General features: G+C 57.2%; 13 protein-coding genes and 3 rRNA genes. 12 read left to right on the top strand and 4 right to left on the bottom strand.

Annotation, left to right across the window (positions count from 1 at the left end):
• Positions 1–450: 450 nt before the first annotated feature.
• The 5 genes from BBCT_RS08465 to BBCT_RS08445 all read left to right on the top strand — a co-directional run bounded on the left by BBCT_RS08465 (position 451) and on the right by BBCT_RS08445 (position 8,592).
• Positions 451–1,978, top strand: a 16S ribosomal RNA gene (locus BBCT_RS08465).
• Positions 1,979–2,431: 453 nt separating this feature from the next.
• Positions 2,432–5,505 (top strand): 23S ribosomal RNA (locus tag BBCT_RS08460).
• A gap of 222 nt (positions 5,506–5,727) precedes the next feature.
• Positions 5,728–5,844, top strand: a 5S ribosomal RNA gene (rrf, locus tag BBCT_RS08455).
• The 16S, 23S and 5S rRNA genes sit together here, the layout of an rRNA operon.
• Positions 5,845–6,158: 314 nt before the next feature.
• A complete protein-coding gene (locus BBCT_RS08450; RefSeq protein WP_033513047.1) occupies positions 6,159–6,722 on the top strand; it encodes a redoxin domain-containing protein in 564 nt (187 codons plus the stop codon).
• A 103-nt stretch (positions 6,723–6,825) separates the two neighbouring features.
• A complete protein-coding gene (locus BBCT_RS08445) occupies positions 6,826–8,592 on the top strand; it encodes an FAD-dependent oxidoreductase (RefSeq protein ID WP_003835782.1) in 1,767 nt (588 codons plus the stop codon).
• Between the two features lie 113 nt (positions 8,593–8,705).
• On the opposite strand, the gene BBCT_RS09655 is transcribed toward BBCT_RS08445, so the two are convergent.
• The 3 genes from BBCT_RS09655 to BBCT_RS08435 all read right to left on the bottom strand — a co-directional run bounded on the left by BBCT_RS09655 (position 8,706) and on the right by BBCT_RS08435 (position 12,949).
• Positions 8,706–8,828 (bottom strand): hypothetical protein, encoded by a 123-nt coding sequence (locus BBCT_RS09655; RefSeq protein WP_003835784.1) that lies wholly within the window; start codon positions 8,826–8,828, stop codon positions 8,706–8,708.
• Positions 8,829–9,057: 229 nt separating this feature from the next.
• A complete protein-coding gene (locus tag BBCT_RS09580; RefSeq protein ID WP_003835786.1) occupies positions 9,058–9,369 on the bottom strand; it encodes a substrate-binding domain-containing protein in 312 nt (103 codons plus the stop codon).
• 508 nt (positions 9,370–9,877) lie between these two features.
• Entirely contained in the window at positions 9,878–12,949 is a 3,072-nt protein-coding gene (locus tag BBCT_RS08435) for a glycoside hydrolase family 2 TIM barrel-domain containing protein (protein ID WP_003835787.1), read from the bottom strand.
• A gap of 310 nt (positions 12,950–13,259) precedes the next feature.
• Between BBCT_RS08435 and BBCT_RS08430 the strand changes: the two genes are divergently transcribed.
• The 4 genes from BBCT_RS08430 (at position 13,260) to BBCT_RS08415 (ending at position 18,302) form a co-directional block, all read left to right on the top strand.
• Complete coding sequence (locus tag BBCT_RS08430; RefSeq protein WP_003835789.1) at positions 13,260–14,780, top strand: glycoside-pentoside-hexuronide (GPH):cation symporter; 1,521 nt, start codon at positions 13,260–13,262, stop codon at positions 14,778–14,780.
• A 286-nt stretch (positions 14,781–15,066) separates the two neighbouring features.
• Positions 15,067–16,434 carry an ABC transporter permease gene (locus BBCT_RS08425; protein WP_022244572.1) on the top strand — a complete coding sequence of 456 codons (1,368 nt, stop codon included), beginning with the start codon at positions 15,067–15,069 and terminating at the stop codon, positions 16,432–16,434.
• On the top strand, positions 16,431–17,654 hold the full coding sequence (locus BBCT_RS08420; protein WP_003835792.1) for an ABC transporter permease: 1,224 nt from the start codon (positions 16,431–16,433) through the stop codon (positions 17,652–17,654). The genes BBCT_RS08425 and BBCT_RS08420 overlap by 4 nt, the downstream gene beginning before the upstream one ends.
• Before the next feature lie 12 nt (positions 17,655–17,666).
• On the top strand, positions 17,667–18,302 hold the full coding sequence (locus BBCT_RS08415; protein WP_003835794.1) for an ABC transporter ATP-binding protein: 636 nt from the start codon (positions 17,667–17,669) through the stop codon (positions 18,300–18,302).
• A gap of 145 nt (positions 18,303–18,447) precedes the next feature.
• On the opposite strand, the gene BBCT_RS08410 is transcribed toward BBCT_RS08415, so the two are convergent.
• Positions 18,448–18,885, bottom strand: a complete 438-nt coding sequence (locus BBCT_RS08410; protein WP_081450286.1) for a GNAT family N-acetyltransferase — start codon at positions 18,883–18,885, stop codon at positions 18,448–18,450.
• 213 nt (positions 18,886–19,098) lie between these two features.
• On the opposite strand from BBCT_RS08410, the gene BBCT_RS09710 reads away from it, so the two are divergent.
• The 3 genes from BBCT_RS09710 to BBCT_RS08395 all read left to right on the top strand — a co-directional run bounded on the left by BBCT_RS09710 (position 19,099) and on the right by BBCT_RS08395 (position 23,046).
• Positions 19,099–19,800: a phosphatase PAP2 family protein gene (locus tag BBCT_RS09710; RefSeq protein ID WP_003835798.1), complete on the top strand. Its 702-nt coding sequence runs from the start codon at positions 19,099–19,101 to the stop codon at positions 19,798–19,800.
• 266 nt (positions 19,801–20,066) lie between these two features.
• Entirely contained in the window at positions 20,067–22,496 is a 2,430-nt protein-coding gene (gene gluB, locus BBCT_RS08400; protein WP_003835800.1) for a beta-glucosidase GluB, read from the top strand.
• The gene (locus BBCT_RS08395) at positions 22,489–23,046 is read left to right on the top strand and encodes a GtrA family protein (protein WP_003835802.1); all 558 of its coding nucleotides are present in this window, start codon (positions 22,489–22,491) and stop codon (positions 23,044–23,046) included. Before gluB ends, BBCT_RS08395 begins: the two co-directional genes overlap by 8 nt.
• The last annotated feature ends 636 nt before the right edge of the window (positions 23,047–23,682 follow it).

The following is a 23,682-nucleotide window of genomic DNA, read 5'->3' as shown; positions in this document are numbered from 1 at the left end:
GCGGTGACACGCCGTGTGGTGTTTGTTTTTGGTTCGTGTGGTCGTTGTCTTCGGGTTCCGGACCGGTCTTACGGCCGTTCGGAGGTGTCTGCGACACGCCGGTGGATGCGTTGTTTTGCAATGGTTTTGGCGGTGTTTGCGGGGTGCCGGGTTGCGTGGAACCGGTTTGTGCTGTAAGTTTGTCTTTTGCTGCCGCTCAGCGAGTGGTTCCCCGGCTGGGGTTCCGTAAGGTGGGTGAGTGGTGGTGGTTTGAGAACTCAAGAGCGTATTTGTACTACTTCTTTATAGTCAATGATTGCCAGTCCATCGTCCGCTTCTCCCGTGTGGGGGAGTGGCCGGGAGGCCTTTGAAGGACGGTGGGGTTTTCGTGCGATGCGCCTTTCCTTATAAGGCGATCGTCAATTTTCTTATTTTTTGAGAGTCACATGTTGGTTCTCTTCATGAAATTTTTTTGTGGAGGGTTCGATTCTGGCTCAGGATGAACGCTGGCGGCGTGCTTAACACATGCAAGTCGAACGGGATCCAGGCAGCTTGCTGCCTGGTGAGAGTGGCGAACGGGTGAGTAATGCGTGACCGACCTGCCCCATACACCGGAATAGCTCCTGGAAACGGGTGGTAATGCCGGATGCTCCGACTCCTCGCATGGGGTGTCGGGAAAGATTTCATCGGTATGGGATGGGGTCGCGTCCTATCAGGTAGTCGGCGGGGTAACGGCCCACCGAGCCTACGACGGGTAGCCGGCCTGAGAGGGCGACCGGCCACATTGGGACTGAGATACGGCCCAGACTCCTACGGGAGGCAGCAGTGGGGAATATTGCACAATGGGCGCAAGCCTGATGCAGCGACGCCGCGTGCGGGATGACGGCCTTCGGGTTGTAAACCGCTTTTGATCGGGAGCAAGCCTTCGGGTGAGTGTACCTTTCGAATAAGCACCGGCTAACTACGTGCCAGCAGCCGCGGTAATACGTAGGGTGCAAGCGTTATCCGGAATTATTGGGCGTAAAGGGCTCGTAGGCGGTTCGTCGCGTCCGGTGTGAAAGTCCATCGCTTAACGGTGGATCTGCGCCGGGTACGGGCGGGCTGGAGTGCGGTAGGGGAGACTGGAATTCCCGGTGTAACGGTGGAATGTGTAGATATCGGGAAGAACACCAATGGCGAAGGCAGGTCTCTGGGCCGTTACTGACGCTGAGGAGCGAAAGCGTGGGGAGCGAACAGGATTAGATACCCTGGTAGTCCACGCCGTAAACGGTGGATGCTGGATGTGGGGCCCGTTCCACGGGTTCCGTGTCGGAGCTAACGCGTTAAGCATCCCGCCTGGGGAGTACGGCCGCAAGGCTAAAACTCAAAGAAATTGACGGGGGCCCGCACAAGCGGCGGAGCATGCGGATTAATTCGATGCAACGCGAAGAACCTTACCTGGGCTTGACATGTTCCCGACAGCCGTAGAGATACGGTCTCCCTTCGGGGCGGGTTCACAGGTGGTGCATGGTCGTCGTCAGCTCGTGTCGTGAGATGTTGGGTTAAGTCCCGCAACGAGCGCAACCCTCGCCCTGTGTTGCCAGCACGTCATGGTGGGAACTCACGGGGGACCGCCGGGGTCAACTCGGAGGAAGGTGGGGATGACGTCAGATCATCATGCCCCTTACGTCCAGGGCTTCACGCATGCTACAATGGCCGGTACAACGGGATGCGACATGGCGACATGGAGCGGATCCCTGAAAACCGGTCTCAGTTCGGATTGGAGTCTGCAACCCGACTCCATGAAGGCGGAGTCGCTAGTAATCGCGGATCAGCAACGCCGCGGTGAATGCGTTCCCGGGCCTTGTACACACCGCCCGTCAAGTCATGAAAGTGGGTAGCACCCGAAGCCGGTGGCCTAACCCCTTGTGGGATGGAGCCGTCTAAGGTGAGACTCGTGATTGGGACTAAGTCGTAACAAGGTAGCCGTACCGGAAGGTGCGGCTGGATCACCTCCTTTCTACGGAGTTTTCAGGACGCCGGTCTGGCGTCCGTCGTGTGGCCCACATGCCGGGAACGGTTCCCGGAGTGGTGTGGGCGTGCTGGTGTGGAAGAGATCGTTGGCTTCGCGGGTTCTTTTGGGGGCCTGCGGGCAGTGGTATGGGTATGCTTTTGGGTTCCCGGACCGCCACCCGCGACTTGGTCGCGTGCGGTTTTCCGGATGTCCCCTTGGGGCGGTCGGCCGGCCGGTGTGCCGTGTCCGGATCGTTTCTTGGGTGCGTGGTGGTTTGAGAACTGGATAGTGGACGCGAGCAATGCGATGATTTTGATGTCATCGTTTGCTTTATCGCGATTTCGCCAGGCTCTATTTTTTGGAGTCTGGTTTCGAGATCGATCGTTTTGTGATCATTTTTTACAGTGTGATGATTTGTCGTCTGGCGTAGAAAAGCTATCATTAGGTTTTTTCGGGGCGTGTGCCGCCCTGAAGGGCGTATGGTGGATGCCTTGGCAGACAGTACCGATGAAGGACGTTTGAGGATGCGATAAGCCTCGGGGAGCCTCCAACATGGCTTCGATCCGAGGATTTCCGAATGGGGCAACCCGCCGGCCGTCATGGGCCGGCACGGAACCTTGTTGTTCCGGGGGTACGCAGGGAAGTGAAACATCTCAGTACCTGCAGGAAGGGATACTCCGTGAGTAGTGGCGAGCGAAAGCGGATCAGACCAAACCATGGGCGCGTGATACCCGTCGGGGGTTGCGTCCGTGGTGTTGCGGGAGCGTGTGTCCCGGTTCCGACGGACCGGGCGGGAGTCATAAAACGGCTTGCCAGGGGAACAGGCTTGAAGGCCTGGCCGCAGAGGGTGCCAGCCCCGTACCTGGAAGCTTGCCGTCTTCCGATCATGTGTCCCAAGTAGCGCGGGCCTCGTGGAATCCCGTGTGAATCGGCCCCGACCGTGGGGTAAGTCTAAGCATACCTGTCTGACCGATAGCGTACCAGTACCGTGAGGGAAAGGTGAAAAGCACCCCGGGAGGGGAGTGAAAGAGTTCCTGAAACCGTGCGCCTACAATCCGTCGGAGCCTCCTCAAGTGGGGTGACGGCGTGCCTATCGAAAAATGAGTCTGCGAGTCAGTGGTGCGTGGCGAGGCTAACCCGTCGTGGGGGAGCCGTAGCGAAGGCGAGTCTCAAAAGGCGTTTTGAGTCGCGTGCCCTGGACCCGAAGCGGGATGATCTAGCCCTGGGCAGGTTGAAGCGCGGGTAAGACCGCGTGGAGGACCGAACCCACCTGGGTTGAAAACCGGGGGGATGACCTGGGGCTAGGGGTGAAAGGCCAATCAAATTCCGTGATAGCTGGTTCTCTCCGAAATGCATTTAGGTGCAGCGTCGGTTGATTGCATCGCGGGGGTAGAGCTACTGGATGCTTGCGGGCCCGTATGGGGTACCAACAGCAGCCAAACTCCGAATACCGTTGATGTGTATTCCGGCAGTGAGTCGGCGGGGGATAAGCTCCGTCGTCGAGAGGGAGACAGCCCAGATCGTCGTCTAAGGTCCCGAAGCGTGTGCTAAGTGGGAAAGGATGTGGAGTCGCATAGACAGCCAGGAGGTTGGCTCAGAAGCAGCCATCCTTGAAAGAGTGCGTAACAGCTCACTGGTCTAGTGGTTCCGCGCCGACAATGTAGCGGGGCTCAAGCACACCACCGAAGACGCGGCAACAGTTTTTTGCTGTTGGGTAGGAGAGCGTCCCCCGAGGGGCGAAGCGGCCGCGCAAGCGCGCCGTGGACTTCGGGGGAGTGAGAATGCAGACATGAGTAGCGAGAGACGGGTGAGGATCCCGTCCGCTGGATGACCAAGGGTTCCGGGGCCACGTTCGTCGTCCCCGGGTGAGTCGGGTCCTAAGGCGAGGCCGACAGGCGTAGTCGAATGGATGAACGGGTGGATATTCCCGTACCGGCAGCGAACCGCAAGAGCCGAACGGATGAGTACTAACCTCCGGTCGCGTGGCGTCGTTCCCTTCGGGGTTCGGGGCGCGCGATTGTTGGGAATGTAGTCCTGGTAGGTTAGCGCACAGGGGTGACACGGAATGGGAGCCGGCCGCGGAGGTGGTTTTCCGTGGTCAAGCACGCAGCCCGTCCCATAGGCAAATCCGTGGGACATGCAGGGTGAGGTGCGATGATGGGCGCCTTTCAGGCGCGATATCCGGTGGTCCAGGCCGTCGAGAAAAGCCTCGGCGCGAGGGGCGTTGCCGCCCGTACCCCAAACCGACACTGGTGGTCAGGTAGAGAATACCAAGGCGATCGAGCGAATCCTGGTCAAGGAACTCGGCAAATCACTCCCGTGCCTTCGGTATAAGGGAGACCCCTGATGGTGATGGAACTTGCTTCCGGAGCTTTCGGGGGTGGCACAGACCAGGGGGTAGCGACTGTTTACCAAAAACACAGGTGCATGCGAAGGCGCAAGCCGCTGTATATGCACTGACGCCTGCCCGGTGCCGGAAGGTTAAGAGGATCCGTCAGCCCTCGGGTGAAGCGGTGAATTCAAGCCCCGGTAAACGGCGGTGGTAACTATAACCATCCTAAGGTAGCGAAATTCCTTGTCGGGTAAGTTCCGACCTGCACGAATGGCGTAACGACTTCCCCACTGTCTCGACCAGGAGCTCGGCGAAATTGCAGTACGAGTAAAGATGCTCGTTAAGCGCAGAAGGACGAAAAGACCCCGGGACCTTTACTATACCTTGGTATTGGCGTTAGGCGCGGATTGTGTAGCATAGGCGGGAGGCTTCGAAGCGCGGGCGCCAGCCCGTGTGGAGCCGCAAGGTGAAATACCGCTCTGTTCTCGTTTGACGTCTCACCTCGAACAGTCATCCTGTTCAGGGACAGTGCCTGGCGGGTAGTTTAACTGGGGCGGTTGCCTCCCAAAGAGTAACGGAGGCGCTCAAAGGTCCGCTCAGCCCGGTTGGCAATCGGGTTTCGAGTGTAATCGCACAAGCGGGCTTGACTGCGAGAACGACGGTTCGGGCAGGGACGAAAGTCGGAGATAGTGATCCGGTGCCGGCGCACGGGCGCGGCATCGCTCAACGGATAAAAGGTACCCCGGGGATAACAGGCTGATCATTCCCAAGAGTCCATATCGACGGGATGGTTTGGCACCTCGATGTCGGCTCGTCGCATCCTGGGGCTGGAGCAGGTCCCAAGGGTTCGGCTGTTCGCCGATTAAAGCGGCACGCGAGCTGGGTTCAGAACGTCGTGAGACAGTTTGGTCTCTATCCTCTGCGCTCGTTGGAATCCTGAGGAGGCCTGCCCATAGTACGAGAGGACCTGGGTGGACGGACCTCTGGTATGCCGGTTGTCGCGCCAGCGGCATGGCCGGTTGGCTACGTTCGGGAGGGATAACCGCTGAAAGCATCTAAGCGGGAAGCCTGCTCCAAGATTAGGATTCCTTGGCACTTCGGTGTCTGTAGCCCGCATGTTGAACACGTGTTCGATAGGCCGGAGGTGGAAGTCCCGCGAGGGATGGAGCCGACCGGTACTAACGGGCGAACGCGGCACACTCTTTCCGATCCCCTGGTTGGGGATTGGGTCTCGTCCTGTGGTGGTTTTCTCGTTGGATGGCAAGGAACGCTGTTTCTTGTGGTCACGACGACGATACTGGTAAGGCGTTTGATTTGCTTGCGTCCGTTGTCCGGTTCCCGGACCGCCACGACCGGAATCGGTCGTGTGGCTGGTTCCGTTGCCGGCCGATCCCGGTTGGGGGTTGGCCGTTTAGAGTGGTTTTGCGGTGGTCATGGCCCAGGTGAGACGCCCGGTCCCTTTCCGAACCCGGAAGCTAAGGCCTGGCACGGCGATGGTACTGCACTCGAGAGGGTGTGGGAGAGTAGCACGCCGCCGCATCCAACTGTCTGGACCTTCTGGTCGAGTCCCCTGCGGGATTCCCGGAAGGTCCCTTTTCGTATTTCCCTTGGGGGTTCCCGTCGGGCGTAACGCTCCGGGAACCCCCTTTTTTTGTTTTTCTTCCGGTGTTCGCTTCCCGTGGCGTGCGGGAGGCTCCCATTCCATGACACCCCCGCATCACATGGTCTGTCAGCGTGACTGTTATTAATGATGTGATGAGGCTCACGCGTTACGTCCGCGCGGGTTCCAGAGAATCACGTTACGATGGAAAAAGGCATAAGCCCGATGATTGACAATCAGCGAAAGGACCGATGATGACTCTTCTGCAGCATGAACTGACCGATTTTAAGGTGAACGCGTTCCAGAACAACGAGTTCCATGAGGTGACCAAGGCTGATGTACTCGGCCACTGGTCCCTGTTCTTCTTCTACCCCGCTGATTTCACCTTTGTGTGCCCTACTGAGCTTGAGGATCTGGCCCGCAACTACGCCAAGTTCAAGGAAATTGGATGCGAGGTCTACTCCGTCTCCTGCGACACCCATTTCGTGCATAAGGCATGGCATGACGCCAATGAAAAGATTGCTACGATTCAATATCCGATGCTTGCCGACCCGACCGCTCTATTGGCCAAAGATCTCGACACCTACAACGAAGTTGATGGCATGGCCGAACGCGGTGACTTCATCGTGAGCCCCGAAGGCAAGGTCGTGGCCTATGAGGTCATCTCCTCTAACGTAGGACGCAATGCCGAAGAACTACTACGCCGTGTGCAAGCCTCTCAGTTCGTCCACGAACATGGCGATCAGGTCTGCCCAGCTAACTGGACTCCGGGCGAGGACACTATCGAACCTAGCCTCGATCTTGTTGGCCAACTGTGATCGTCGCTTGATGGACGGATTGTCAATCTAATCCGACAAGGTTGTCCGGAGAACCTCCGGGCAACCCCATGAACAGCCAGATCAAGGCACGAAGGGAGTCGTTATGTCTCGAGATGATTTGTACGATGTCATAGTTGTCGGCGGCGGTCCCGCTGGTCTGACGGCGGGATTGTATCTGGCCCGCGCCCGATATCGCGTGTTGATTCTCGAGAAAGACGATTTCGGCGGACAGATCACCATCACCAATGAGGTGGTCAACTATCCGGGCGTCGGTCGCACCACTGGCCGTGCGCTTACCCAGACCATGCGTCAACAGGCGCAGGACTTCGGTGCTGAATTCCTTTCCGCCGAAGCCATCGGCCTCGATGTGCATGGCGACGTCAAAACCGTGCATACCTCGCGCGGCGACTTGAAGGCTTTTGGCATTCTCCTTGCCACCGGTGCCAGCCCACGTAAACTAGGGTTCGAAGGGGAGTCTGAATACGCTGGTCGCGGTGTGGCCTACTGCGCCACCTGCGATGGCGAATTCTTCACCGGCAAGGAAGTGCTGGTGGTCGGCGGAGGGTTCGCCGCAGCCGAGGAATCCGTGTTCCTGACCACATACGCCTCCAAAGTCACCGTTCTCGTGCGGGAACAGGACTTCACTTGCGACGCCACGGTAGCCGCCGCAGCCAAAAACAATCCGAAAATCGAGGTGCGTTACCAAGTCGAGCTGCAAGGCGTCACTGCTGGGCAAGGCGGTTTACGTGAAGCTGCGATCCTGAACCGGGCCACCGGCCAGACCGAAACGTGGAGGCCTGCTGACGGTGGTACGTTCGGCGTGTTCGTGTTCGCAGGATACGTGCCCGCCACGGATTTGGTGCGCGGCGTGGTGGAGCTGGACGATTATGGTTACGTGGTCACGCATGGCTATCTTGAAACCTCGGTGCCGGGCGTGTATGCGGCCGGTGATCTGCGGGCCAAAAACCTGCGGCAAGTGGTTACTGCCACCGCTGATGGCGCTATTGCCGCGGTGGAGTTGGAACGGTACGCCAAGCGGATGAGCGAGAAGACCGGCTTGATGCCACAGCGTCCGGCCTCTTACGTCTATGAGCAGTCCACAGCGAAGACAAATGCCGCCTCGTTGGACGCCACAGCGCCCGCGCCGGCATCCGCCAAACGTAGCGCCGATGCCGCTGCCGCGGCGAACGCCGTCAGGAAGTCCAGCGAATTGTTCTCCGACGCCACCAGACAGCAGCTCAACGTGGTATTTGGCCGCATGTCTCGGCCGGTCACGCTTGCTCTAGAACTGGACGATACGCCGCTGTCCACGGAACTGCGGGGATTCATTGATGCGTTGGTCGCGTTGTCCGGCGGCAAGCTGAAATCGACGGTGGTTGATGGCGAGTACAAGAAGGACGATACGGGCCGTGCGGTGTTCGACGTTGACAGCGTGCTGCCCGCCGCGCGCCCATGTGTGCGCATGGTGGTGGACGGCGAGCCGACCGGCCTCGCCTTCCATGGTGTGCCTTCCGGCCATGAATTCAATTCGTTTGTGCTGGGTCTGTACAACGTGGCCGGTCCTGGTCAGCCGTTGGGCGATGATCTGATCGATCGGTCGCGGTCCATCACGGACCCGTTGGACATTATGGTTCTCGTCTCGCTCACCTGCACGATGTGCCCGGAGACCGTGCTCGCTTCCCAGCGTATCGCCTCGCTGAACCCGGCCGTGCGCGCCGAGGCCTACGATGTTGCGCACTTCCCCGAGCTTAGGGACCATTATGGTGCGATGAGCGTGCCCTGCATCGTCATCACACGGGCTGACGGCACACAGCAGGTTGAGTTCGGCAAGAAGAGCATTCCGCAGATGCTTGAATTGGTCGGCGCGTAAATACGATTTGTTTCGATTTGTCGCCGGACGGTCCAAGGTATATGGGAACGCCTCGGCTGCTGGACCGGTTCATCACAGCAGCCGAGGCGTTTGATAAAGACTTTTATGGAATCTTACTTGCTGAAAGCCTTCTTAAACAAGGTGGAGGAGGCCTTGGCGAAGGCAAACTGGCTGAGACCGGCATCCATGGAAACGGTGTTGGCGTTGGCGATCTGGTCGAAGGTGTTGCTCTGCATTTTTTCTTCCTTTCACGCGGCTCGTCGTTTCGTTTGTTGGTTCATGCTTCGTGTGGAGCCGTTTGTTCTGTTGTGGCTTCATTGTAAGCATTCCTCTGGTGCGGGGTCTCGCCGGTTTCGTCGCTTCTTTTGTATTTTCATCTGGTAAACAGAAGTAAATGCTTGTGACAGAGGCGGATTGCATATGCATGGGTGCTTCGTGGAAGCTGATTCTGAGTGCCGTTGCCTGTTACAGCAGTGATGGCGATGCGCAGCTGTCGCGTTCGACAAGCTGTGTGGGAAGAATGAAGTAATTCTGGTCCACCTTTCCTTCCCACGCTTCGAGAATCAGATCGATGCATTGTCTGGCGATGAGATCGAATGGCTGCCTGATGGTCGTCAGGGATGGACACATGCTTGCCGCAGGATAGACATCGTCGAAACCGATGATCGATAACTGTTCGGGCAGGCTGATGCTGTGCTGTCGGGCGGCGCGATAGACGTTGATCGCGCCGAGATCGTTGAACGCGAAGATGGCGGTCGGTCGGTCCTGCTCCCTCATTTCCAAGAGATCGCATGCCGCCTAGTGGGTTGCGTTCGATGACGTTACGGAGACAGCTGCTGGCCTCGTTTCTTGTTGAGTATTCTTCGGAATCCGGTCCGGCGCAGCTTACGGTGATGCCGATGCCAAACTCTCTGGCGTATGAAGTTGTCTCCTTGACCATCTCCATGGATCCGTTGTTGGTCATTTCGCTGACGACCAGTTCGCGGGAACCTTGGATTTCCGGCGGCCCTGTAGAAGATGCTTGTCCAAAGCCACGATGGCTGGATTCTCCCTTGCAACCGTATCGCTCAATGACGATCCCTCGCTGTCGGTCGAGGAGGCTACCCGTCAAAAAGTTCTGAACGCCAGTTTTGAATTGGGATATGAGAATGTGCCGCGATACCAGCGTGTCATCATTCCTCAGGACATCGCCTTGTTGGACAATGCTGTTCCGGACAAGAACTTGCAAGACAATGTCGTCCCTCCTCCACAGGAAGGAGTAGAGGAGGGACACGCTATCCGATCGTCAGATCAGTTCGAGATTGACATCGAGGCTGATCGGCTGATCGGCGGGGATGTGATACTGGGAGTGGACCGGCGACATCCAGGAATCGTCGCCTCCGACACCCATCTGCGCGGCGAGCACACGGAGGAATATGTGCTTCGGAGCCGGCAACTCGTCTTGGTGCTGGGCTTCTTCGATCATGAAGCTGGAATACGGCTGCAGGCTCACAGCGAACGGTGCGGCACCGTTCGCGCGGCTGACTCGCAGACCGTGTCCATTTTCATCGGTGATCTCCGCCCAACGGACCTCCTCGTGGTTGCCTGTCTCCTGCGGCATGAGATACGGAGCATGATCCTTGAACGCATCGGTGCTCCACACGCCCAGCTTGGCGTGCTTGCGATCCTGGTACGTTTCCTCGGGACCAGCGCCGAAGAACCTCAGGTTCGAATACTGGACCGGCAGAGTCCATTCGATGCCAAACGCAGGAATGGTGGGCAGTTCGCCGGACTCGCCCGGATATTTCACATGCAGGTTCAGACGGCCAGTGGTATCGGCGGTGTATCCGACGGTGACCTTGGTGCACTGCGGCGTGGCAAGCTCATACGTGTATACGGCCTTGAGCGTGTCTTCATCGACCTGTTCGATGACATTGTCCACGCAACGGGCGTAACGGCCGGCCACCATCCACTGGGCTCGCTCGAATCCATGGCCGGCGCCACGATCGTTGTCCGTCAGCGCGCGGAATGTGGTGATCGCCGGGCGACGCAGCACGAATTCGTGACCGTCGAACGTGTAGGAGACCAAGCCGCCCTGGGTGCGAGAAAGAAGAATCTCTCGTCCGGAACCCTGAACACCCGCATTCCAACGGCCAACAGTGACGATGCCGTCCGCAGGCAGGGCCGCGTCTTCGGCTGCCTTCGTTCCGGCCACAATAGTCTGGCCGAAGGCGAGTTCGTACCCGGCAGGAGCCCAATCGGTCGCCTCGGCGAGGCGCTGGGACACTTCAAGCACCAGCTCATCGGCATTGGCGCGGTAGAGATCCACCGGCCATTCGACATCGAACGTGCATGCTGAATCGGCGGGCACGTCGAAGCGGCGCTCGGACTGCCACACCGGCTCTCCGTCAGCGAGGATGCGCAGCACGAACTGGTATCCGCCGGTCGAGATGAACAGATTGTCGTTCTTGATGGACACCGAGCGATCGGTCACGTCGATATGGACGTTGGAGTACAGCTGCTTGACCTCCTGGGCCTTCGGCGTGGGAGTGCGGTCGGCGAAGACCAGTCCGTTGCCGGAGAACTCGTAATCGCTCGGACGGTCGCCGAAGTCTCCGCCATAGCACAGACGGGTGGAGCCGTCCGGCTGGGTGGCATAGATTGCCTGGTCGATGAAGTCCCAGATGAAGCCGCCCTGATAGTGCGGGTAGCGCTCCAGTGCCGTGTATTCGTCCAGATTGCCGACCGAGTTGCCCATTGCGTGCATGTACTCGCAGGAGATGTACGGCTTCTGCGGATCGTTCTTGAGATATTCCTCAACCACATCGGCATGCTCGTACATGCGGGTTTCGATGTCGGTAACGTCGTCGTAGTCGCGGTTCTTCGTCACGCCCTCGTAGTGCACGGGGCGGTTCGGATCGATGTCGTGCACGTGCTTGTACATGGCACGGAACACATCGCCGGTGTAGGACTCGTTGCCGAGAGACCAAATGACCACGCTCGGGTGGTTGTAGTCGCGGCGCACCATGCTGTTGACACGGTCGACGCAGGCGCCTTCCCAATGTGCCTTGCTTCCTGGAACCGCGGTTTCGGCGGTGACCACGTCGCCGGGCAGGCACCAGCTGCCATGGGTTTCGAGATTGGTCTCATCGATCAGGTAGATGCCGTACTCGTCGCACAGATCGTACCAACGTTCCTGGTTCGGATAGTGCGAGGTGCGGATGGCGTTGATGTTGTGACGCTTGCAGAAAATCACATCATCGATCATGTCCTGCTCGGTGATGGAACGGCCGCGCTTGGCGTCGAACTCGTGACGGTCCGCGCCCTTGAACACGATGCGCTTGCCGTTAAGGGTCATGATGCCGTTTTCGATGCGGAAGCGACGGAAGCCGACCTTCTGAACGGCGGTTTCGACGATGTTGCCGGCCTGGTCGATGACGTTGACTTCAAGTTCGTACAGAGATGGGTTTTCGGCGCTCCACGGCTCGAGGCCCTGCAAGGAACCGCTTGCGAACGTGGTATTGGCGTCGGCGTTGGTCGAGGCCTCCCATACCACGTTGCCTTCGGAATCCTTCAACGTGGCCGAGATGGTAGCGGCATCGGAGGCGTTGCGCACGGACAATGCGGCATCAAGAGAGGCGGTGCCGGACTCGGCGTCCCAATCGGCTTCGAGTTGCATGTTCTCGACATGGACGTGGGGCTGCGCCGTCAGTTCGACGGAGCGGAACAGACCGTGCAGACGCCAGAAGTCCTGGTCTTCAAGCCAGGAGGCGCTGGAATACTCGTAGCAGGCGACCGCTACGACGTTCTCTCCGTCATGCAGCAGGTCGGTGATATCAAACTCGTTGGGAGTGAATCCGTCTTCGCCGTAACCTGCGAACAGGCCGTTGACCCATACGTAGATTGCGGTTGCCATTCCATGGAAGACGATGGAGACGCTTCCTCCGGACTCCTTGGTGTCCGCAAGACGCTTGGACACAACGAACTTCCTGCGGTAGAGCGCCACGTGATTGTTTTCCGGAACATTCGGCTCCAGCGGATTCTCGTGGCCGTCCCACGGATACTGGATATTCACGTACTTGTTCTTCAGCAGGCCTGCCATCTGCAGATGGCCCGGAACCTGGGTGCGGCAGAAAGAGGAATCATCGAAGTTCTCAGCAACGAATGGCTCTTCGTTGAAGTCGATGTCGGAAGCCTGTACGATTTCGACGCGCCATTCTCCGTCAAGGCTTTGCGTGAGATCGGAGTGCTCGTCACTCTGCGGATCATGCGTGAAGCACTTGTGGTTGGAATGTGCCGGAGTGCGGTTGACTTCGAACACAGTCGCGTCGGTCAGCCACGTCTCGGATGCGTGCTCAACACGATTGCTGTTTGCCATGTTTCCTGCTTTCTTTCATTACTTCGTTGTGAATGATGTGGAAGCTAAACTTCCTTTACTGGTAATGATAAATGTTTTTTACTGAAAAAGCAAATCGTATTTACCGCCACGGTTTCCTCTGTTTTTCAAGCACTCTCACAAATATGTTTAAGCCGGTGACGGATAGGTTTTGCGTTATGAAAACTGCTGCAACACGCCGGTAAAAGCCTTGATTACTAATGTTTTTTACTTCCGTTTATAAAACGGCGTATAGTTGCAATACAAGATCAATGGGTGATCTAAGCTCCAACTATCTTAGAGGAGAAGAAAAATGAGCAACGCAACAGCCGCGGACGGTGGAGCCCGCAAGGGGAAGCTCGGCCAGCGCATCGCCTACGCATGCGGTAACTTGGGTCAGTCTGCCTTCTACAACGCTATGAGTACGTACTTCGTTGTGTACGTGACCAGCTGCCTGTTCTCTGGCGTCGACAAGGCGCTGGCGGCCAAGCTCATCGGCGTCATCACCAGCCTTGTGGTGATTATCCGTATTGCAGAGATCTTCATCGACCCATTGCTGGGCAACATCGTCGACAACACCACCACCAAGTGGGGACGCTTCCGTCCCTGGCAGTTCATCGGCGGTGCTGTCTCGGCCGTGCTGCTCGCCATCGTCTTCAGCGGCATGTTCGGTCTGGTGAATGTCAACACCACGCTGTTCATCGTGCTGTTCGTCATCACCTTCGTCGTGCTCGACGTGTTCTACTCCCTGCGTGACATCTCCTACTGGGGCATGATTCCGGCGCTGTCCTCCGACTCTCATGAGCGTTCCGCCTACACCTCTCTGGGATCTTTCACCGGTTCCATCGGCTACAACGGCATCACTATCGTCGTTATCCCGATTGTCACCTACTTCAGCTACATGTTCACCGGCAAGCATGCCGAAAGCCAGAGCGGCTGGACCGCATTCGGCATCATCGTTATGCTGCTCGGCATCCTCACTGCTTGGACCGTTGCCTTCGGCACCAAGGAAAGCACCAGCGCCCTGCGCGCCAAGGCCCAGAAGAACGGCAACCCGCTCGAGGCGTTCAAGGCACTGTTCCAGAACGACCAGCTGCTGTGGGTCGCCCTGTCCTACCTGCTGTACGCCATCGCCAACGTGGCCACCACCGGCGTGCTCCTCTTCCTGTTCAAGTTCGTGCTCGACAACCAGGCTGCCTTCTCTGCGACCGGCGTCATCGCACTGGTGGCCGGCCTCATCATGGCTCCGCTGTACCCGATTCTGAACAAGCGCATCCCACGCCGCTACCTGTACATCAGTGGCATGATCTCCATGATTGTCGCTTACGTTCTGCTGGGTCTTTTCTCCACCAACATCGTCGTGGTGTTCATCGCACTGGTGCTCTTCTACGTGCCGGGCACGCTCATCCAGATGACCGCCATCCTCTCCCTGACCGACTCCATCGAATACGGCCAGCTGAAGAACGGTAAGCGTAACGAGGCCGTCACTCTGTCCGTCCGCCCGATGCTCGACAAGATCGGTGGCGCTCTGTCGAACGGCATCACCGGCTTCATCGCCGTCGCGGCAGGTATGACCGGCAGCGCCACTGCAGCCGATATGACCCCTGCGAACATCCACACCTTCGAAGTCTGCGCCTTCTATGTGCCGCTCGTTCTGATTGTGCTCAGCCTGCTGGTGTTCACCTTCAAGGTGAAGATCAGCGAGAAGATGCACGCCGAAATCGTCGAGCAGCTCGAAGCCAAGCTCACGGCCGGTGAGGTCTCCGATGAGGAAGCCAAGACGGTCGAGACGGTTGAAGCCGTCAACGAGAAGGCTAAGACTCTGACTGAGTAATAACCAATACTTGCCACTCCTTCCTTTCTCTCTGATGGAGGCCCCAATTTCGGTTGGGGCCTCCATTGGTATATGCACTGTTTTATAACCGCTCAAAGTTTGTCAAATGAACAAAACGACAGATGCCCCGGAGCATAATGCAACCAATGTTGTTTCGCTTTTTCGCTCAAGGCATATCTTGCCATGTTCTGAGGTGCACCATGTATTTTCGTGAATGGCCAATCGAAGAATCGAATTAGATTTCATTGTTTCGGATGAGAAGGTCCCAGCTTTACAGGGGGTATTAATGACATTCATCTCACGGGCGGCGCGCTATGTGCTCAGAAAACGAGTGCGCACCGCGGTGCTGTTCATTGTCCTGACCATCATAACGGCGAGTATGCTGTCCGCGACCGCAGTTTCTCAGGCAGCTCAACATGAGGCTGGACAGATTGAGAAACAGGCGGTTGGCGGATTCGTGCTGGCCAGTAACCTGCAAGGCAGCATGCTGACACCTCGCGGAGGCGGAATGGTTCGTCCCGCTGATGTGCAACGAATCTCGAAGATGTCCGGGGTTGACTCGTACATGGTCAGGCAGAACGCCACCGCCGATCTCGTGGGAGCCAGCGTGGTGAAGGTCCCCGGCGGCGATGATTACGATGCGGAGAAAGAACAGCAGTTCGGCAATACGGCCAACGTCATAGGCACAAACGATTCGGCAAAACTCAATGTGTTCACGTCTCACACGCTCGGCATGGTCGAAGGACGTCATCTCAAGGCATCCGATAAGCATATGTCGATGGTCCATGAGGATCTCGCCAAAACCAATGGGCTTAAAGTCGGCGATACCCTCACGCTCAAGGCCAATCCATATGATGCCGACAATGAGTCGCATTCGACGGCAACTGTCAAAACCACCATCGTTGGAATATTCAAAGGAGACAGCGACAGAAAGGTATCCAGCCGCGCGGAACTCACCTCTAACACTGTGTACACCGATTTGGACACTACAAGTACTCTGTACCAGTACAAGGCCGGTAAGGAAATATACCAGGATGCCACTTTCGTTCTGGACAAGGGCGTCGACGTGGAGAAAACCATGGAAGAGGCGAAGAAGCTTCCAGTGGATTGGAATAACTACCAGATCACGCGCAATGACCAATATACGTCGAGCATGCTGAATGCCGCCCGAGGTGTGCGTTCCATGATGCGCAGCGCTTTGATCGGCGTGACTATTTCGGCCGTGATAGTTCTCAGTCTCATGCTCTTACTGTGGATGAACGACCGACGTCAGGAGATGGGCGTATTGGTGTCCCTCGGCATCGGCAAGCCATCCCTGATCGCCCAATATCTAACCGAGATGATTCTGATCGGCCTGCCGTCCCTGGTCTTCGGATGGTTGTGCGCACGAGGAATGGCCCAATGGCTTGGCACTTCGGCCCTCCGTTCCGTGAACGCCTCCGCGGCGAAGGAGCTGAGCAGCATGGGACAGGTCGGCGGCGATCTTGAGTCCAATATGTCGGTTCGCACCTTGGATTCGCTCACGGTATCAATCGACACAACCGCCGTACTGTATGTATCGCTCGGCCTGCTGGCGGTGATGCTGGTATGCGTTGCCATATCGTGCATACCGATGCTGCGCAAGTCGCCACGAAGCCTGTCGGAGCTCCGATGATGGGCATGAACGTGTGGAAGCGTGCCACGCTGGCAATCGTACGTAAACCGGTACGCAGCGGAATCATCGGACTGTTGATGCTGATGGTTTTCACCAGTCTTGTGGCTCAGGTCGGAGTGTCAACGGCGCTTCAGGGAATGTCCGACGATATCGGCAGAAGCATGGGAATAGGTTTTACCGTCGACACAGGCGAGAATCCTGCAAGTCTAAAGGAAGCGAGCCGGTTCTCGCGCATCCCCGGCGTAAGAAAAACCGTTTACGAGCGTAAGACCCTGGCAGGGGTGGATGGCGCGCATCCGGTTGTCCCCGAACATGGTCCTCGACTGGATTCCGGTCTATCCACGCAGGTCAGCGTGCTGGGCACCACTGACTCCTCGTTGTCCGAAGAGTTCCAAAGCGGTCTGTACCGGTTGGAACAAGGACACCACATTTCAGGTAATGGCCGGAACGTACTGATTCACCGGGATTTTGCACGTGAGAATGGATTATCGGTGGGATCAACATTCCAGCTCAGTCAGGAAGACCGCGATTCCACCGTTCGCGTGGCCGGAATCTTCTCTGGCAATGTGCAGGCACAGAGCCCTATGCCATCGGACGCGTCGGAGAATCTTATCTATTCGGGCGTTCAAGTGGTTTCCGCGCTGACTGGAGAGGAACGGGTCGGCACGATCCGGTGCCTTTCAGATAATCCGCAGACTCTTTCCGCCGCAATGGCCCAAGCGAAAAAAATCGCTGGAAGCAAGTATGGCGTCACCGATGACTCGGCGCGGCTTTCCGGCGTGCTGCAGTCAGTGGAAACGGTGCGCGATCTGGTCCGCATGGTGCTGTTGTCCGTTTGCCTGGCTGATGTGTTGGTACTGGGCATGGCGCTTGTCTTCTGGATCCGCTCACGTATCCATGAAATAGGCACCCTTCTGGCTCTCGGCATTGGTAAGATGCAGATTATCGCCCAGTTCGCAATCGAAACCGGTCTCATGGCTGTGGTTGCCGCCCTGTGCTCGCTGGGCACAGGCTCTCTATTGTCTGGATACGTGTCCTCACTCCTACTGCACGATTCGGGAGTCGCGCCTCTTGAATCATTGCAGGTGGAGACTCTGCCGCCAGAACAGACGCTACTCATTCTGCTGCTCGGATGCGCGGTCATCGCAATCGCGCTTGCCGTGTCGTGCGCCGCAGTGCTGGCCAAATCCCCGAAATCCATTCTTTCCTCTATGCGTTAGGAGATATTAATCATGACTATCTGTCTGCAATTGGACCATGTCAATTACTCATACGGCGCGGCGAAGATTCGCGTTCTTTCGGACGTGAACGCAGATTTCGAATCCGGAAAGATGTATGCGATAACCGGCCCATCGGGAGCGGGGAAGAGCACTTTGTTGTCTCTGTTGGCCGGTCTGGATGCCCCCTCTGATGGAGTGGTTCGTTTTGAGGGCAAGGATATAGCTACGACGGGTTACTCAAAGCACCGTCGCGAGCACGTGTCCTTGGTGTTCCAGGACCATAATCTGATCGACTATCTCACCCCCGAAGAGAATCTTCGCTTGGTCAATCCCAAGGCCGATATGAAGATCCTCGAGGATCTGGGGCTGAGCCGTGAGGAATCGAAGCGCAACATCATGCACTTGTCGGGCGGCCAACGCCAGCGGGTGGCGGTCGGCCGCGCCCTAGTGGCGCCCGGCCGTGCGATTCTGGCGGATGAGCCGACTGGCAGCCTGGATCCAGAAATGACTGATGAGGTGATTGATCTTTTGCGGCAGGCCGCTCATCAACTCGGTAAATGTGTCATTGTGGTGACGCATTCCAAGCGCGTCGCCGATTCCGCCGATGCCGTTTACACTCTCAGACATAAGAAGCTAGCCAAGGCATAGCTCGCTCGCATAGACCGTGTCTTCCGTCCGAATAGCATTCACCATCGATGGCCTCTCGGACTTCCATCGCGGCGGCCCTCTTGACGCGTGGCTGTTGCGCCACGCAATGAACGCGTTGGGCCGCGGCATCGTGGATGGTTCGTTATTACAACGGCAGTTCTCGATAAACCAAATCATCACGGACTGCAAAGCCTTGACGTTCCCAGAAATCGTTGCCGGCATCGTTGTCTGCGGGCACTCCGACAGCGACTTTCGGCAGGCCGATCGCACGAAGCGTTTCAACCACGCGGCCCACCAAAATCGAGCCAATGCCTCTACCGCGCGCGTCGGGGTCGACTGCCGTGTGGTAGATGCGCGACCGTCTTCCGTCGTGGCCGGCAAGAATCGCGCCAATGATCTTTCCGCCATCGTCCTCGGCTACGAAACAGGTGTTGGGATTGCGTTCGAGAAATGTCTTTATCGCATCCTTGCAATCGTCTATATCTCTCATAGTGAAACCTGTGCATCGTATCCACAGTTCGTATACCAGCGGATAATCCTCGATTTTCATATGGCGTATGGTCATTGCTATCGGTTCGGTCATATTTCCTTCTTTTTTCTTGAACGTCAACTCCGATTCTCGCATCGTTCACGGTATTTTCTGTGCGGGTATGCCATATTTGCGTTGCACGGCCGTTTGCAGCGCGCGTGTCAGGGAAGCCGTGGAAGCATCCTGAAGGATAATCCGCCGATTTTCGGGGATATCCCGGATGTGAACACATGGCGACGGCACAGTGAACTGTGCTTAACTGGAATTATGCATATGAAGAACGGAAGTATCGCGAGGACGGCGGCTGTGGTAATCGCAACCGCCATATTGTGCGGCATTGTGCCTATGATTGGCGTCGCGCTGCGCGATTCTGCAATCGCAACAATGCGTGAAACCAATATTTTGCAGGCTTTAGCGGCGCTGCCAGAAGGGTTGCGCGACTGCTCCACGATACTTGCGTACTTGTTTTCAACGGTAGGCTGCATCGCAATCGTCGCCGCGCTCGCCGCTGTCGATTTGCGTATTACCGGCAGCAGGCGCGTCGTCATCCGCGATGTCGTCGTGTCGGCGGCGCCGATACTGTACGTGACCGGCGTCAAATGGCTGGTCGAACGCCCCCGTCCGATCACGTCTGTCGGCAATGGTCTGTTGCCGGGCGATCCAAGTTTTCCGAGTGGTCACACGGCAGCCGCGGTGATCGTATCGGTCATGATGATTCTTACCGTGCGTAATTTCGCGCGCAAATGCTTCCCCGACGGAGAAGATGACGGGCGTGCAAACAGAAGACGGGTGTTTCTCCGCAGGACGATCATCGGTGCTGTCGCGCTTGTCGTGGCGGTCGCCTGTTCGCGATTGCTGCTCGGCTTACACTATCCGACCGACGTGATTATTTCCGCCACCATCTGTCCGTTCATTTCCTACGCCGTATGGTGTGTATGGAACGCATACGAAAGCGCGGGGGAGCGGTAAAAACGTATCTGCCATGTGAGTTCCTTTGATTCCGAAATCAGTTTAGAAATATCCGATTGTGCGGGCAAAACGACAGGTTGTGTAATACCGCGGTGGTGGTGTGGCGAAAGCTGGTTCAATCAAACTAGCGGCGAAAACCTGCATGCGGTACGGCACGATGCGGCGCGGTGCGGCAGCGGGAAAATCGCAAGAAAAACCACAGTGGAGCCAAGCAATACAGACTTGGCGAAGCGGGTTTGCGACGTGCTTAGTGCAAGGGAGAACCAATGGAACTCGAAGAACTTTCGGTCGTTGAAAAGGCCGCAATGCTTTCCGGTGGATCCGAATGGGATTCGCGGGGCAACGACCGCGCAGACATCCCCAGCTTCGTGATGAGTGACGGCCCTCACGGTGTGCGCCGCCAGCTCGGCGAAGGTGACCATCTCGGCATTGGCGCATCCAAGCCGGCCACCTGCTTCCCGACCGCAGGAACCGTGGCTAATTCTTGGGATCCGGCGCTCGCCGAAGAAATGGGCGAGGCCCTTGGCAACGAAGCGCACGATCTTGACGTGAACGTGCTGCTCGGCCCGGGCTTGAACATCAAGCGCAACCCGCTGTGCGGACGTAACTTCGAGTACTACTCCGAAGATCCGATTGTCGCCGGGCGTATGGCAGCGGGCCTGATTCGCGGCATTCAGAGCAACGGCATCTCCGCATGCCCGAAGCATTTCGCAGTCAACAGCCAGGAGCTGCGCCGTCAGGCGAGCAACTCCGTGGTCGACGAACGCACCATGCGCGAACTGTATTTGACCGGTTTCGAAATCGCAGTGCGCGAAGCCAAGCCGCTGACCATCATGACCTCCTACAACGAGATCAACGGCGTCTACGCGCACGAAAACAAGCATTTGCTGCAGGAGATTCTGCGCGACGAATGGGGCTTTGACGGCATGGTCGTCTCCGATTGGGGCGGATCCAACTCCGCGGTCGCAGCAGTCAAGGCCGGCGGTTCTCTGGAAATGCCGTCTCCGGGCTTTACTTCCGTACGTGAGCTGGAAGGTGCGGTCAAGGCTGGGACTTTGTCTGAAGCCGACATCAACGCTCGTGCCGCAGAAGTCGCAAAGATCGCCGCAGCGACCAAGCTGGTCGGCGTCGGACGCAACGACCTGCTCAAGGACGAAGTCGCAGCGGCTCATCATGAGGTGGCGCGCAAGGTGGCTGAAGGCTCCAGTGTGCTGTTGAAGAACGATGACGCAACTTTGCCGTTCAAGGCTGGTACTCGCGTGGCCGTGGTTGGCGATATGGCGGCAACCGCACGTTACCAGGGATCCGGCTCCTCCAAGGTGAACGCCACCAGGGAAGAGAACATTCTTGAGGAAGTCAAGAACGCTGAAGGCCTGGTGCTTGCCGGTTACGAGCAAGGCTACGACCGTCAAGGCAAGGCTGATCGCGTGCTTGTGGAAGACGCCGTCGCACTGGCCGGTAAGGATGATGTGGATGTGGTGCTTGCGGTCGTCGGTCTTGATGAGCGTAGCGAATCCGAAGGTCTTGACCGTTCCAGCATGGCGATTCCGCAGGTGCAGAACGATCTGGTTGAGGCGCTGAAGGGTATTGGCAAGCCGATCGTGATCGTGCTTGTTGCCGGTTCTCCGGTGGAACTGCCGTGGATCGATGATGTTGCCGCAGTACTTTACGTGGGCCTGTCCGGTCAGGCCGGTGCTTCCGCAACCGTACGTGCACTGACCGGCGAAGTCAATCCGTCCGGCCACTTGGCTGAAACCTGGCCGGTGCGTTACGAAGATTGCCCGAGCTCTGGTTGGTATCCGGCAATCGGCCGCGATGCGATCTACCGCGAAGGTCCATTCGTTGGCTACCGCTATTACGAAACCGCCGGTGTGCCGGTGCGCTTCCCGTTCGGCTATGGCCTGAGCTATTCCAAGTTCACCTACAGCGCCGCAACTGCCGGTGAAAAGGGCGTTGATGTGATGGTCGGCAACGATTCCGACGTTGCCGGTTCGGCCGTTGTGCAGCTGTATGTGCGCGGTCCGCAGGGTGGCGTACTGCGCCCCGATCGCGAACTCAAGGGCTTCGCCAAGGTTTCGCTTGCCGCACATGAAAGCAAGAGCGTGCACATTGATTTCGACCGTTACACCTTCCGTCACTTCGACGTTGCTTGCAACGAATGGAAGACGGAATCCGGCGAGTGGACGCTGATGGTGGGCGACAACGCCGAGCATCTGCCGCTTTCGATTCCACTCACTGTTGCCGGTGATATCGAGCCCGTTGCCGCAGATGTTGCGCTCGGACATTACCTCATCGGTCACGTCAAGGAAGTGACCGATGCTGAAATGGCCACTCTGTTTGGTCATGAGGTTGTGGCTCCGGGCAAGCCGGTGACGTTCGATGTGAACGATCCGATTATGTCTTGGGTGGATTCAAAGGGCTTCGTGGCGCGTACCGTCGCCAAGATGCTCACCAAGCAGGAAGCCAAGATCCGTCAGAAGACCGGTGCTCCGGACCTTAATACCCTGTTCATCTTGAACATGCCTCCGCGAGCTATGAGCAAGATGACCCAAGGCATGGTCGATTCCGCGATGGTCGACGCCATCGTCAAAATCGCCAACGGCCACACCTTCCGCGGATTGGGCGGCGTTATCGCCGGCTTCTTCCGCAACCAATCCGCAAACAGGCGCACTGCAAGGGAGCTGAACAATGACTGATAACAATGCAACGCAGCCGACCAGGAAGGTCGGTCCGATCCGCCAGTGGATCAAGGATCACCCGAATATCTGGGAATTCATCCTGTTCAACCTGCTGTCGAACATCTCCACCATCACCCGTTTTGTGGTGACGTGGATCGGCACTGCCATCTTCATCAGCGGCATGGGCCTGACTCAGCCGTTCCACTTCCTGATTTTCAACTACGACACCCAGGGAAACGGTCTGGGCGGCTTTCTCACCTTCCTGCTTGCCGAGGTGCTCGCTCAGGTGGTGAATTTCTTCGTGCAGATGAAGTGGGTGTTCAAGTCTGACTCCAGCTTCAAGGACGCCGCTTGGAAGTATGTGATTCTCGCCGTGATCATCGTGGTTGTGAACCTCGTGCTGCCAGGCTATGTGACCGGTCTGTGTCAGGGTTGGGGCATGGGCGCTGGCATCGCCGGCACCATCGCTTCCGTGGTCAACACCCTGCTCGCCGTGATCGTGAGTTATCCGCTGCTCAAGTTCTGGGTTATGCCGAAGAGCAAGGGCTCCAAGAAGGCCACCAAGTAACCCTTCATAGCTGACTTCCTTTTCTTCCCTTCCTCAACCCGCCCGGTCTTCCCCCTTTTCCCGGGCGGGCTTTCTTATGCCCTTTTGCTGCTTTCCTGCAGTTTCTTGTGATTTCTCAATATCGAAATGTAATCGTCAGCAGTGTTGCCGGCGTAAAATCGAAAACAAGATTGGCGTAAACTCGAAAGTGTGGAATGATGAGTGATTTGGCGAGGTCCTAAAGCTTCGTCAACCATTAAACGGGGGTCGTTCTCTTCCTATCTTATGACCTCGTTGGAAAAGCCTTGCATAGTTGCGGGGCTTTTCTTTTTTGCCTAGAAAGACATACGCTAACCGGCCCCGCAAATGAACGTTTTTTGTTCTTTTGTCAACTTCTTCCTAGAAAGATGGTACGATTATATGCAGTAACCTCCCGAAAAGGGGATTGCGAATCTATGAGGGGAAACAGTGAGCTCGAAATTGAAGTTCGTCCGTTGCGGGTTTAACGGAGGAACAGAACAGGAATCTGGACGGCAGAGCCATGCCTTGAAGCGTTGCCTTGCTTCGGTTATTGCTGTTTCCTTGTCCATCGTGTGCATGGTGCCTGCAGCATATGCTCAGAATATAGACGATGTGAGTAGCTCTCCTAATGCCGTA

The organism is Bifidobacterium catenulatum DSM 16992 = JCM 1194 = LMG 11043, assembly GCF_001025195.1.
Lineage (GTDB): Bacteria > Actinomycetota > Actinomycetes > Actinomycetales > Bifidobacteriaceae > Bifidobacterium > Bifidobacterium catenulatum.
Note: the sequence above shows the minus strand (reverse complement) of the source record. Positions and strands in the feature narration are given on the sequence as shown.

What these genes read in the sequence shown, in the direction of transcription:
- BBCT_RS08395 (WP_003835802.1), top strand. Translation starts at nt 22,489, where the DNA reads ATGACTGATAACAATGCAACGCAGCCGACCAGGAAGGTCGGTCCGATC.
- BBCT_RS08425 (WP_022244572.1), top strand. Translation starts at nt 15,067, where the DNA reads ATGACATTCATCTCACGGGCGGCGCGCTATGTGCTCAGAAAACGAGTG.
- BBCT_RS08420 (WP_003835792.1), top strand. Translation starts at nt 16,431, where the DNA reads ATGATGGGCATGAACGTGTGGAAGCGTGCCACGCTGGCAATCGTACGT.
- BBCT_RS09655 (WP_003835784.1), bottom strand. Translation starts at nt 8,828, where the DNA reads ATGCAGAGCAACACCTTCGACCAGATCGCCAACGCCAACACCGTTTCC.
- BBCT_RS08415 (WP_003835794.1), top strand. Translation starts at nt 17,667, where the DNA reads ATGACTATCTGTCTGCAATTGGACCATGTCAATTACTCATACGGCGCG.
- BBCT_RS09580 (WP_003835786.1), bottom strand. Translation starts at nt 9,369, where the DNA reads ATGAGGGAGCAGGACCGACCGACCGCCATCTTCGCGTTCAACGATCTC.
- BBCT_RS08450 (WP_033513047.1), top strand. Translation starts at nt 6,159, where the DNA reads ATGACTCTTCTGCAGCATGAACTGACCGATTTTAAGGTGAACGCGTTC.
- BBCT_RS09710 (WP_003835798.1), top strand. Translation starts at nt 19,099, where the DNA reads ATGCATATGAAGAACGGAAGTATCGCGAGGACGGCGGCTGTGGTAATC.
- BBCT_RS08430 (WP_003835789.1), top strand. Translation starts at nt 13,260, where the DNA reads ATGAGCAACGCAACAGCCGCGGACGGTGGAGCCCGCAAGGGGAAGCTC.
- BBCT_RS08435 (WP_003835787.1), bottom strand. Translation starts at nt 12,949, where the DNA reads ATGGCAAACAGCAATCGTGTTGAGCACGCATCCGAGACGTGGCTGACC.
- gluB (WP_003835800.1), top strand. Translation starts at nt 20,067, where the DNA reads ATGGAACTCGAAGAACTTTCGGTCGTTGAAAAGGCCGCAATGCTTTCC.
- BBCT_RS08410 (WP_081450286.1), bottom strand. Translation starts at nt 18,885, where the DNA reads ATGACCGAACCGATAGCAATGACCATACGCCATATGAAAATCGAGGAT.
- BBCT_RS08445 (WP_003835782.1), top strand. Translation starts at nt 6,826, where the DNA reads ATGTCTCGAGATGATTTGTACGATGTCATAGTTGTCGGCGGCGGTCCC.